This window comes from Streptomyces sp. NPDC056296 (assembly GCF_042268605.1).
Classification (GTDB): Bacteria; Actinomycetota; Actinomycetes; order Streptomycetales; family Streptomycetaceae; genus Streptomyces.
Genome location: NZ_JBHJRX010000114.1, coordinates 1 through 11,102, shown reverse-complemented (window position 1 = coordinate 11,102; position 11,102 = coordinate 1). Strand labels below are relative to the sequence as shown.

Genomic DNA, 11,102 nt, shown 5'->3' with positions numbered 1-11,102 from the left:
ACGGTCAGCCGGGCATTACGGTGGGACACGAAGACCTCCGTGCGGTGCAGTCCTAGACAGCTCCACCACACCGGAGGTCTTCGCCATGATCAAGCTCGGTAGGTGTCAACAACGCTCGTGATCAATACAGCTAGGGCCCGGGCAGGGCTGAGCGGGCTGCTCCCAGGGGCTCCGGCCACGGAGGGCGGTGGCGGTCCTGATGGCGTCAGGTGGTGGTGGGCCAGGTCCGCAGCAGAGCGGCGATCTTCCCCGCGGTGCAGGTGGGGTCAAGGAGCAGGTCCTTCAGGGCGATGGCGTCCTCACGGCCGGGTTTGACGGAGATCCCGGCGGCTTCGAGGTACATGACGCCGGACGCGGCGGCGACGGCCATGTTGGAGCGCTCCAGCCAGCGGCACCGGCCCAGTGTGTGCACCAGGGCGGCGGCTTTTGCGTAGGGGCCGCCGTAGACGGGCTGCTCGAACAGTTCGGCGCGGTGGCGGGCGACCGCTGAGATGGGAACGCCGTAGTCGTCGGGGGCCGGATCATGCGCCCCGGCGGCTTCGGCGACTTGCAGGATCCAGGGAACGTCGATGTGCAGGTCCATCAGGCCGCGCGTGCTCCCCTAGGTGCTTGCTGGGCTTGTTCGGCCTCGTCGAAGACCGCCTGGTGTTCGGCCAGGAAGCGGGCGGCCGCGTCGACCGCTCGGGCGCGCAGACCGCTGGCATCATCCTGTACCAGCCTGGCGAGGTAGTCCCCGATACTCAGTCCCAGGTCGGCGGCGCGCTTCTTCGCGAGTTCCGCAACGTCCTCATCCACACGTGCGCCCAGTTGTGTCTTCGCCATACCAGCATGGTAACAGCTGTTACCGGAAGGGGTGGCCGCGGACCGGTGGTGCCCCGTCCAGTCCCGTCGAAGAGGGCGGGTAACCAGGCGTTCATGACCAGCGTCCAGCTGGCTGGCCCGCCCCTCGGGGCGGGCCCCGGCAGTGTCCCGCCAGAGACGGCTTCGATCGGGCCGGTGTCCCTGGGGCCCCGCCGTGCCGAGTCGGTCGTGGGAGAGACTGGACCCGCCCGGCGGCGTGCCCTTGTGTCCGGCCGATGCTGCCGCCGCCGGGCACCGCCAGCGGCTGGCCGGACCGGACCGGCTCATCGGCGCACCACCGGCACGGGAGCCGCGCGTCCTCATCCGGTGTATCGCCGTCCCAGCGGGAGGGGATGCTGTCCTTCTCGGGGCACACGGGAGGGGGCTGATGGGGTACACCGCCGTGCATGCGCGCTGGGGCCGGCTGGATGCGTCGCTGGACGATCTCGGGTGTAGCCGGTCCTGGGCGGACGTCCACCGCGTGAGAGGGCTGGAGCTGGCGTGTCCGGAGTGCCGGGGAAGGGTGTTCGCGCGCATCTCCCCCCCAGCGCTCTCGGCACTTCTACCACCAGGTGCGGCCGCGTGACTGCGAGCTGGCGAACGAGTCTCCTGAGCATCACTTGCTGAAGCTGGAGCTGGCCACCGCCGCTCGGGCGGCTGGCTTCAGAGCTGAGCTCGAAGTCCGCGACGAGGCCCGGACCTGGCGTGCCGACGTGCTGGTCTTCAATGAGCAGGAGCGGCCGTTCATGGCGCTGGAGGCGCAGTTGTCTCCCATGACTGCGCAGGACGCGCGGATGCGAACGGACCGCTATGCGGCGGACGGTGTGGCGGTGTGCTGGGTGGCGGTGGAGAAGCGGCCGTGGGAGCGCGGCGTGCCCTCCCTGCGGGTAGCGTCCCCCAGGGACCGCGGGGACGCATGGACGGTGCGCTATGGCATGGCGCGCTACAGCTGGGCGGCGCCACGCACGATGAGGACGAAGGCGGCGTGGACGCACATCAGCTGTTGTCTGGACGAGGCGGTCCGGTGGATTCTTCAGGGGCGGGTCCATGCCCATACCGGTCCGGACGGCACGGTGTGGTGGACCGCCCACTCCTACGTCCACCTGGCCATCGCCCGGGCCCGGCTGGAGGCCGATGCCGAAGCCGTCCAACAGGCGGCTGCGGCCGAGCAACGCCGGCGGGCCGCACAGCAGCGGGCCGCCGCCACCGAGCACGATGGGCCGCAGAGCAGCGCAGACTGGCTGCCGAGGACCGTCGGCTGGCCGCCGAGGAAGCGGCGCACGAGGAGCAGCAGACGGAGCAGGAGCGGCTGAGGGACTTTTTCGACCACGCGGGCATCAAGGCCGGGCTGTGGCCGGCGTTCATGCAGTTGGTCTGCTCCGCCTCCGGCAAGGCCGTCGCATGCGGCGACCAGAGCCCCGCCCATGGCAACGGGCTGCTCCTCTACAGCCGGCCGCGCCCGGGGGCCGCGTTCCAGCTGGCCGGCGTGGTGTGCCCTGCTCCTTCGGCACTCGCCGGGTGGCCTGCGGACCTGACCACCCTGGTCCCGGGCCGGGCCTGGCTGTCACGTATCGAGGAAGCCGCCCAGAGCCCGCTGAAGGTCGCCGTCTTGGATCCGGTCACCAAGCACTGTGTCTACGAACGGGTCGGCCCCGGACCGCGACGCTGACGTGAAGCGCATCTGGTCCCGGCGGGTGAGCGCCTATCGACGGCAGAGGAGGGGTCGGGAGACGGGGCCGGTGATGGCGCTACTCCGTCGGGTGAACGTGCCGGGGCGTGGGAACTTGCAGGCGCACGGCCGCGCGTGCCGGGCATGAAGCCGATCAGCGAAGCGCACGTGGCGCAGCCGGGCCTGGCCGTCGTCGACGTCGCAGCGGGTGACGGCCAGACCGCGTTCGCCGTTCAGGCGCTGCTTGCCGGGCGTTGGGCGACCGCGTCGGCGGACCGCACGATCCGGGTGCCGGGCGAGCCGGGTCTACGGCTGCGCTGCTACCTCGATGTCCGCCAGGACCCCGGATCACAGCGGTGAGGCCCGAAGCCCGCTGTCCACATCGGCCGTCAGCCTGATCGGACTCGTCCGGGCCGACGGGACGCCTCCCGCAATCCTTCGAAGCCATCTGCGGCTCACGGCGTCTTCCACGTCTGGGCCGGCCGCCGTCAGCTATGTCCTGAGCCCTCACACCTGCTGGCCATTCCGCATCAGACGCCACTCCCGGCAGCTCGTACGCCGCTCAGTTAACGCGAGCGGGGCTCGGGCACCGTCGCCCGGAGCAGTTCCACAGTCGACAGGCGGGGCTCCGCAGGCTGCCCGTCCCACGCGACCGGCACATAATGGTCGTGGAGGGATCTTCGTCAGGTGGTGAATACTTGGATGAATGTCTTCGACGCCCACGACGACATGTCCGACAACGAGCTGGCCGACGTGGTTGCCGCCGTCGTCGACGAGCGTGGCACGGTCACCCAGTGGTCCCGCGCCGCCTCGCAGCTGCTGGACCTGCAGGCGGAGGACGTTTGCGGACAACCCCTCTCACTGCTGTTCGCCCCAGGACGCACGTCGGCCTCGGCGGGAGCGGCGCCGGACGCGTCTGTGCTACTGCGCCACGCCAACGGGCACAACATTGCCGTGCGGTGCCGCCTGCTCAAGCTGGAGGGGAGTGCGAACCGGCTGTTCATCGCCGTGCCTGCCGATCGCGCGGTTGAGGCCGAGCAGGGCGCAGCGCTGCTTCGTGCCCTCATGGCTCAAGATCGGATCGGGGTGGTCGTACGGGACTTGGACCTGACGGTGCGTAGGACGAACCTCACCTCGGTGGGCCAGCTGGTGCTGCCCCTGAGCAGTCGGCTCGGCGACGTGATGGCAGCGTCGGACGCCGCCTTGGCCGAAGAGCGTCTGCGCTCAGTTCTCAGTACTGGTGTGCCCCAGGTGGCCGAGGAGCAGCATGTGCGTTCTCTGTCGTCTCCGGGACGTGAGTGGTCCTTCTCGGTGTCGGCGCTGCGCACCACGGATCGGAGTGGACGGTCCACGGGTGTCACGGTGCTGCTGACGGACGCGACGGCCCAGTGGCTGGCGGCCCGCAGGCTCCGGCTCCGCCACCGGGCGGCCGTCGCCGTCGGCCATTCCCTGGACCCGCGGCGCATCGCGCAGGACATCGCCGACGTGCTGGTGCCCGGCTTGGGGAACCTGGTGTCCGTCGACCTGGCAGAGGCCGTTCTCTCCGGTGACGAACCACCCAAGGCGTTCGGCGGGGGCGACCTCCATCTGACACGGATCGCGGTGCGGGCCGAAGGTGGCTGGCCTGCCGACGCCTTGCAACCCGGCGCGACGGTGCCTCCTCTGCGCGACCACCCGAGCGTGCGACGTCTCCAGGCTGGGGAGACGGTCCTCGTCGACCGTACGACCATGGAACGCGGTCTTGACCCGCATAGGGCTGCACTGATCATTCCGGACGGCGCCCACTACCTCGCCGCCGCTCCCCTGTTCGCTCGCGGACTCGTGCTCGGCGTCATTGCGCTCTGGCGCACCCGTCGCGAGGAGCCCTTCGACGAGCGGGACGCCGACCTGCTGACCGAGATCGCCCTGCAAGCCGGGCTCGGCGTCGACAACGCGCGACGGTACACACGCGAACACCGCGCCGCCGTGGAGCTGCAACGCCGACTGCTACCGGCCGCCGCTATCCGCACCTCGGCGCTGGAGACGGCGAGCAGATACCTGCCCGCAGCCGGCGGAGCGGAGATCGGTGGCGACTGGTTCGACGCCATCCCACTGCCCTCCCTGCGGGTCGCACTCGTCGTGGGTGACGTGATCGGACACGGCCTGCACGCCGCCGCCACCATGGGACGACTGCGCACAGCGGTTCAGACACTGGCCGACATGGAGCTGGCGCCGGACGAACTGCTCGGCCGTCTCGACGGCCTCGTGGCCCGACTCGCCGCCGAGGCGGCCCCGGCCGATCGGGACACGGTCGGCGCCACATGCCTGGTCGCCCTGTACGACCCAGTCACCCAACAGTGCGCGATCGCCAGCGCCGGTCATCCACCGCCCATCGTGACCCGGCCCCAGGAAGGCAGCGAACCGGTTCAGCTGCGCCCGGGACCGCCCCTCGGCGTCGGCGGACTGCCCTTCGAGACCACCACCGTCCACCTCGCCCCCGGCAGCTGGCTCACCCTGTACACCGACGGCCTGCTGGACCGCACCCTGGCCATCGACGCCGCAATTCGCCACCTGGGCCAACGTGTCGACGAACTGCACCGTTCCGGCTGCTCCGTGGATCAGGCAGGACATTCTCTGACCGCCCACCACCCGCGTCTTCGGGCCGCCGACGACACCGCGCTCCTCCTCGCGCACGTCCGTTCGCTTCGTGACGACGCGATCGCGCAGTGGGAGTTCCCGGCCGACCCGGCAACCGTCGCCGAGACACGCACCGCGGTTCTCGCCAAAATCACGGAGTGGGGCCTGGATGACATCGCCTTCACCGCCGAACTGATCGTCAGCGAACTGGTCACCAATGCCATCCGCTACGCCGGTGGGCCGGTCGGCCTCCGGCTCATCCGCGACAACGTACTGATCTGCGAGGTCAGCGACCCGAGCAACACCCAGCCCCGGCTGCGCCGCGCCTCGCCCGGCGACGAGGGCGGCCGAGGACTGTTCCTCGTCGCCCAGCTCAGCGACCGATGGGGCAGCAGATATCAACAGTCGGGAAAGACCATTTGGGCCGAACTGAATCTGGCGATGTGACGAATCACCTCGGGGGCGCCATCGGCCCCTCCCGATTGAGGAGGGAGCGCGAACTGGACTCCTGGCGCCGAGGGACGTCGAGGCTGATCAGCATGGCCGTACCCTGTCAGGTCAGCGGCGCGACCAGCAGGGGGGTCCACTGCGCGTGCCTGCTGCCCCAGCGGCTCTTGCGCTGGGCGAAGAGGACAAGTGATTCTGTGAACCCGCCCGCCGGGTGGACTCCGGCGGCGAGGGTGATTGAAGGGGCGGATCACCGACGGGGCTCGTAGGTGAAAGCCTTGACCTGCCGCAGGATGGGGACGGATTCGACGGCCCGTACGCCGGGGATCAAGCCGACCCGGTCCGCCACGTAGGCGAACAGTTCCTCGGTGGTTCGGGACAACACGGCGAGCACGATGTTCGACTGGCCGCTCACCATCGCGGCGAACGGTACTTCATGGTGGCCGGCAAGGGCCTGTCCGACATCGCGTAGCCGCGCCGGGTCAACCGTCAACCAGAGCATGGTCTCGATGCCGTGTCCGAACGGTTCGTGATCGTACTCGACGGCGAAGTAGAGCACACCTGTTCTCCGGAGCCGAGTCACGCGCCGCTTGACCACCGGTTCCGTCTGGCCGGTCGCCTTCCCCAGCTCGGTGATCGTCGTACGCCCGTCGTGGCGGAGGAGTCGCAGCAGCTCTTCGTCGAGGCTGTCCAGCATGACGCTGCCCGCGCGGGTTTCGGGTGGGTCCGAGCGCAGGGCCGCTTTCTGGTCGGAGTCCAGAGCATCGATCTTGTTCAGCCAGCCGAGCGGTCCACCGTAGAAGGGGTGCAGGAGGCAGTACGCTTCAGCCGAGGTGATCCGTCGGGTTCGCGGGATCCGGTTCAGCAGAAGTTCGTCGCGGTCCTGTCGGCTGCGCGGTTTCATCGCGCACATCACCTCGGTGCCACCGGACATGAGACCGACGTACAGCGTGTCGGGGCGCCTGGCGAGGGTGTCGGCCAGTTGCTCTGCGGCATCCGGAGGGCAGCGGAGCCGGACGATCCAGCCGGTTCGGCCCAGTCGGCTGTCGTCGACCATGCCGAGGATCTTGAGCCGCGCGTGCGTACGGAGCCCGCGGTAGCGCCGTGCGATGGTTTGGTTGGACACGCCCAGTACCTCGGCAATGCGGCTGAAGGGAGCCCGGCCGTCCATCTGCAGCGCCTGGAGCAGGCGCAGGTCAAGGTTGTCGGGCTGGTACACCGTCATTGCCTTCTCCGTCTGACGCTTTCCGATGCGGCGGTGTGGATCCCCCTGCGATGATGCCGCATCCTGCTCGGCTCGCACCGCGATGTCTCCGGCCCTCGGCCGAGGGCCGGAGACATCGCCGGGCCGGCGCCCTCCCCGTCCCCACGGGAAGGTCCGGCATCGTCCCGTCCTCCGCTGAGCGGGACGGTTCGCAGGCCCGCAGGGGCATGTGCCGCCGACGGCCGCGAACGTTTTGCGCCGCTACCGCAGGTCCGCCGCCGTGGTCCTTCGACGCTCGCCGTCCCGGACGGGACCGCCACCGCGTGCGGCGACGGCACCGGCATGACGGGGCTCTCTCGAGGGCCGCAGCAGCCAGGCCGCGAGCCCGGCACCGGCAAGCAGGAGAACGGCCGAGACCAGCAACGACAGCCGGAGACCGTCCAAGAACGACTCGGACACCGCGTACAGGGCGGGCCCGGTCTCGCGACCGAGATCCAGCCCTGCGACGGCTCCGAGGCCCCCCGCGTCTACGGCGTCCAGCACCTGCTGCCTGGTCGCCGTTGCCAGACCGGCCGCGGAGAGATGGCCGCTCAATGCGCCGACCGCCTTGCTCGTCAGCAGCGTTCCCAGAATGGCAGGGCCCAGAGCACCGCCGACCTGGCGGAAGGCGTTGTTACCCGCGGAGGCCATACTGGCGAGGTGGTGTGGCACCGAGGAGATGGCGGTCGCGGTAACGCATGGGAACGCGAGCCCCAGACCGAGACCGATCAGCGCCAGACGCCAGGCCAGCGCCCCGAAGGAGGTGTCCGCTCCGACGTCAACCAGCGAGAACAGGCCCGCGGACGCGATCACCAGGCCGCCCGTGATCAAGGTGCGCGCCGACATGTGACGCATCAACCGGCCGACCGCCGTGCCGAGCACCATCGGCAGCGCGGTGACTACGAGCAACCGCAAGCCCGCGTCCCATGTACTCAGGTGCTGCACCATGCCCATGTAGAGACTGAAGACGAAGAAGAAGCCGATCAGTCCCAGGAAGCTGATCATGACGACCAGCGCGGACCCCGTGAACGCGGTGCTGCGGAACAGCGACAGGTCCAGCATCGGACTGGAACTGCTGCGTTCGACGAGAATGAACGCCGCCCCGAAACAGACTGCGGCCGCCAGTGCCACGACGACCCGGACGTCGCCGAATGACGTGGCTCCGCCTTCGATGACGCCGTAGACCAGGGAGACAATCGCGAGGGCAGCGGTGGCCTGCCCCGGCCAGTCCAGCTTCCGCTGCAGGTGGGACCTCGACTCGGTGAGAAGGAAGCCTGAGACGATCACCGTGACGAGGGACAGCGGAATGGGCAGCAGGTAGATCCACCGCCAGGCGGCGTGCTCGACGATGACGCCGGCAACGAGTGGACCGACGGCCAGTGCCCCCATCATCGATGTCGTCCACAGCCCGATGTACTTACCCCGCTCGCGAGGGTCGGGGACCGCGTGGCTGATGAGGGCAAGCGACATGGGCAGTAGGGCGGCGGCGGCCACTCCCAGCAGCACCTGGCCGATCCACACCTGTGTGATGGACTGGGCGGACAGCGCGACGGCGGAACCCAGCGCGCAGCACCCCAGACCGGCGTTGAAGACCCTCTTCCTGCCGTGGACGTCACCGAATACACCGGCGGTGAGAACCAGCGCGGCGACCGGCAGAACGTACGCGGAGGTCACCCACGTCAGGTCTGACGTCGACGCGCCCAACGCCTGTTGGACGACGGGAAGACTCACCGCCACAGTCGTCACCGGGAAGTAGGCAACGAACACGCCCAAACAAGCCATGACCAGCGTCGCCCCCCTCCGGTCGTGGCCTCCCTCCACTATCGCTGTGCTCACTGATACTCCTTCACAACCGCATACGGGCCGCCATCGATCGATGACTCGGCAACTATGAAGGGCTCCCAGCACACACAACGAACCAGATGCGTCCAGAGCTCAGTTCCTGACCGGAAGTGGCGTCCGGGCGCAAGAAAGTGCCATCTCTGGGGGCCAGACAGGGAAAACCGCTCGGCTCGCCAACGGCGTCGCATCAGGAAGCCGGGCCGACGGCACTTCATTCACCCGGACCGGGGCCGGACGCGTCAGGGGCCAGACAGGCGGCAAGAAGCCTTCGGAGGGCCTCCCGGTCATTGGCACCCAGCGGCGCGAAGGCTTCCGCTTCCGCCTGCACGATGGCGCCGCGAGCAGCGACGAGTTGATCACGTCCAGCCTCGGTCAGGAGTAGCGGCTGGCTGCGTCCGGTGGTGGGTTCGGCACGGGTGACGTGTCCAGCCGCTTCGAGCCGGGCGGCGAGCAGGCTTACGGCCTGCGGAGTCAGGTGCAGCCGACGGGCGATCTCCGCGGCGGGTAGCCCCCCGGGGGCCGCTGCGAGATAGGTCAGCGTGGCGTACTGCGGCATGTTGAGACGAAAGGGAGCCAGTTCGGCTTCATAGAGACGTCTGACGCGCTGACTCAGCTGACCGACCAGGTAGCCCAGCCCGCCCTGAACATCGGATGACATGGCGACAGGATAGCAAGCACTTGCCTTGTGATCGAACGGAACCTAGTGTGTAAAGTACTTGTCTTGCTATGCAGGCGTCGCTTCTGGACGCGACAAGCGCCGCCGAAACGCGCCGCCCTCTCGCGTCCTGGGACTCGACAGCGTTGGGGAGAGTGGATGAACCAGCACCGTGTTTCCGGCAGATCAGACAAGGTCGGCTCCTTGACAGTCACATGTCGGGAGGCCGACGTTGCCTAATCTCTTGCATCGCCGCACGCAGCCGCGCCACGCCCGCGCCGCGCCCCCTTCGCCCGCCGGTGGACGCTGGGGGGCACTGGCGGTATGTCTGGTTGCCGGCTTCATGACTCTGTTGGACACCAGCAGCGTCAACGTGGCCCTGCCGTCCGTCCAGAATGGTCTGCATCTCTCAGCGGGCGACGTGTCCTGGGTCGTGGCCGGATACGCGCTGGCCTTCGGCCTGGCCCTGACTCCTGCCGGACGGCTGGGCGACGACTTCGGCCGCAAGCGGATGTTCCAAGTCGGTCTCACGCTGTTCGTCGCGACGAGCGCCTTCACCGGCGCGGCGACCAACACCACGTGGCTGGTCCTCGGGCGAGTGCTGATGGGGCTCGCAGCAGGCATGCTCAATCCCCAGGTCATGGGGATCATCCAGCAGCTGTTCACGGGCCCGGAACGCAATCGGGCGTTCGGCCTCTACGGGGCGACGGTGGGTTTGTCCACCGCTGTCGGACCGCTGCTGGGTGGACTGCTGCTGCAGTGGGCCGACGGGGCGGGCGGTTGGCGATGGATCTTCTGGGTCAACGTTCCGGTCGGGATCGGTGCGCTCGTCGCAGCAGCCGTGCTCCTCCCGGGCGAACGGCCGCATGAGGTGCGACGCACTCCCGACCTGGTGGGCATGCTGCTGCTCGGACTCGGTGTCACGGCGACACTGCTGCCGCTCGTCCAGGCAGGCAAGACCGGTACGCCGCAGTGGTGGCTGTTGATCGTCGCCATCGTGGCACTGCCGGCTTTCGTGCTCTGGGAACGGCGCCGGTCCGACCGCGGCAGGGCAGTCCTGGTAAACCTGGATCTACTGCGAGTACGCAGCTTCGCGTCAGGCACCGTGCTCGCGACGGTGTACTTCGCCGGCTCAACCGGCATCCCGCTCGTGCTGGCCCTCTTCTTCCAGCAGGGACTGGGATACACGCCTCTGCAGGCGGGTCTGGGCGTGCTGCCCTTCGCAACCGGGCTGGCCCTCGCCCCGATCATCGGCAGTCGACTGCTGAACCGGGCGGGCCGCGGGCTCGTCGTCGCGGGGATGGTCATGGTCGCGGTCGGCATCGGAGTCACCGCCCTGCTGGCCTCACCGCAAGGCAGTGGAGCTGCCTCTCTGATCGCCCCGCTCTTCCTGGCCGGCTGTGGCAGTGGCCTGGTGATCTCACCGAATCAGACCCTCACGTTGCGAGACGTGCCGTCCGCCGACGCCGGTGGCGCGTCAGCCCTCCTCCAGACCGGTCAGCGCATCGGATCCTCGATTGGTATGGCGCTTACCGGTGCCCTGTTCGCCGGCGCTCTCTCACAGTCGCCAGGTGAGTTTCACGCGGCGGCCGCCCGCGGGCTGCTCGGCGTGGTCGGACTGGTGGTCCTGGCTTTGCTCCTTGCTGTCGGCGACCTGCTGGTGCCGGTGAACGGTCGCCGGAATCGAGCGTAGACGCCCGACTGGCTGTTTTTCGTTCTGAGTGGTTCGTTTTCTTGTCCGTCTGTGTGGAGGGAAGGTGTTGGTGTTGGTGTGCATGCCGGTTGTGGGG

At 68.9% G+C, this 11,102-nt stretch carries 10 protein-coding genes; 5 read left to right on the top strand and 5 right to left on the bottom strand.

Annotated elements, in window-relative coordinates; genetic code table 11:
• Positions 1–205 precede the first annotated feature (205 nt).
• Complete coding sequence (locus ACFCZF_RS40230) at positions 206–583, bottom strand: fic family toxin-antitoxin system, toxin component (protein ID WP_376675886.1); 378 nt, start codon at positions 581–583, stop codon at positions 206–208.
• On the bottom strand, positions 583–822 hold the full coding sequence (locus ACFCZF_RS40225) for a hypothetical protein (protein WP_336542613.1): 240 nt from the start codon (positions 820–822) through the stop codon (positions 583–585). The genes ACFCZF_RS40230 and ACFCZF_RS40225 overlap by 1 nt, the downstream gene beginning before the upstream one ends.
• Before the next feature lie 638 nt (positions 823–1,460).
• On the opposite strand from ACFCZF_RS40225, the gene ACFCZF_RS40220 reads away from it, so the two are divergent.
• The 4 genes from ACFCZF_RS40220 (at position 1,461) to ACFCZF_RS40205 (ending at position 5,572) form a co-directional block, all read left to right on the top strand.
• Positions 1,461–2,153, top strand: coding sequence for a hypothetical protein (locus tag ACFCZF_RS40220; RefSeq protein WP_376675885.1), 693 nt, complete (start codon positions 1,461–1,463; stop codon positions 2,151–2,153).
• 50 nt (positions 2,154–2,203) lie between these two features.
• Complete coding sequence (locus ACFCZF_RS40215) at positions 2,204–2,509, top strand: hypothetical protein (protein ID WP_376675884.1); 306 nt, start codon at positions 2,204–2,206, stop codon at positions 2,507–2,509.
• A gap of 144 nt (positions 2,510–2,653) precedes the next feature.
• Positions 2,654–2,869 carry a DUF6207 family protein gene (locus ACFCZF_RS40210; RefSeq protein ID WP_376675883.1) on the top strand — a complete coding sequence of 72 codons (216 nt, stop codon included), beginning with the start codon at positions 2,654–2,656 and terminating at the stop codon, positions 2,867–2,869.
• 342 nt (positions 2,870–3,211) lie between these two features.
• Positions 3,212–5,572 (top strand): SpoIIE family protein phosphatase, encoded by a 2,361-nt coding sequence (locus ACFCZF_RS40205; protein ID WP_376675882.1) that lies wholly within the window; start codon positions 3,212–3,214, stop codon positions 5,570–5,572.
• A gap of 250 nt (positions 5,573–5,822) precedes the next feature.
• Here the strand turns inward: ACFCZF_RS40205 and ACFCZF_RS40200 are convergent, their stop codons facing one another.
• The 3 genes from ACFCZF_RS40200 to ACFCZF_RS40190 form a co-directional block, all read right to left on the bottom strand.
• A complete protein-coding gene (locus tag ACFCZF_RS40200) occupies positions 5,823–6,797 on the bottom strand; it encodes an Lrp/AsnC family transcriptional regulator (RefSeq protein WP_376675881.1) in 975 nt (324 codons plus the stop codon).
• A 240-nt stretch (positions 6,798–7,037) separates the two neighbouring features.
• Positions 7,038–8,597, bottom strand: a complete 1,560-nt coding sequence (locus ACFCZF_RS40195; RefSeq protein ID WP_376675887.1) for an MFS transporter — start codon at positions 8,595–8,597, stop codon at positions 7,038–7,040.
• 271 nt (positions 8,598–8,868) lie between these two features.
• Positions 8,869–9,315 carry a MarR family winged helix-turn-helix transcriptional regulator gene (locus tag ACFCZF_RS40190; RefSeq protein WP_376675880.1) on the bottom strand — a complete coding sequence of 149 codons (447 nt, stop codon included), beginning with the start codon at positions 9,313–9,315 and terminating at the stop codon, positions 8,869–8,871.
• Between the two features lie 340 nt (positions 9,316–9,655).
• Between ACFCZF_RS40190 and ACFCZF_RS40185 the strand changes: the two genes are divergently transcribed.
• On the top strand, positions 9,656–11,005 hold the full coding sequence (locus tag ACFCZF_RS40185; RefSeq protein WP_376675879.1) for an MFS transporter: 1,350 nt from the start codon (positions 9,656–9,658) through the stop codon (positions 11,003–11,005).
• Positions 11,006–11,102: the final 97 nt, after the last annotated feature.

Excerpts from the sequence above, each read along its gene's own strand:
- ACFCZF_RS40230 (WP_376675886.1), bottom strand. The coding sequence starts at position 583 with ATGGACCTGCACATCGACGTTCCCTGGATCCTGCAAGTCGCCGAAGCC.
- ACFCZF_RS40195 (WP_376675887.1), bottom strand. The coding sequence starts at position 8,597 with ATGGCTTGTTTGGGCGTGTTCGTTGCCTACTTCCCGGTGACGACTGTG.
- ACFCZF_RS40200 (WP_376675881.1), bottom strand. The coding sequence starts at position 6,797 with ATGACGGTGTACCAGCCCGACAACCTTGACCTGCGCCTGCTCCAGGCG.
- ACFCZF_RS40205 (WP_376675882.1), top strand. The coding sequence starts at position 3,212 with ATGAATGTCTTCGACGCCCACGACGACATGTCCGACAACGAGCTGGCC.
- ACFCZF_RS40215 (WP_376675884.1), top strand. The coding sequence starts at position 2,204 with ATGCAGTTGGTCTGCTCCGCCTCCGGCAAGGCCGTCGCATGCGGCGAC.
- ACFCZF_RS40190 (WP_376675880.1), bottom strand. The coding sequence starts at position 9,315 with ATGTCATCCGATGTTCAGGGCGGGCTGGGCTACCTGGTCGGTCAGCTG.
- ACFCZF_RS40210 (WP_376675883.1), top strand. The coding sequence starts at position 2,654 with ATGAAGCCGATCAGCGAAGCGCACGTGGCGCAGCCGGGCCTGGCCGTC.
- ACFCZF_RS40185 (WP_376675879.1), top strand. The coding sequence starts at position 9,656 with ATGACTCTGTTGGACACCAGCAGCGTCAACGTGGCCCTGCCGTCCGTC.
- ACFCZF_RS40225 (WP_336542613.1), bottom strand. The coding sequence starts at position 822 with ATGGCGAAGACACAACTGGGCGCACGTGTGGATGAGGACGTTGCGGAA.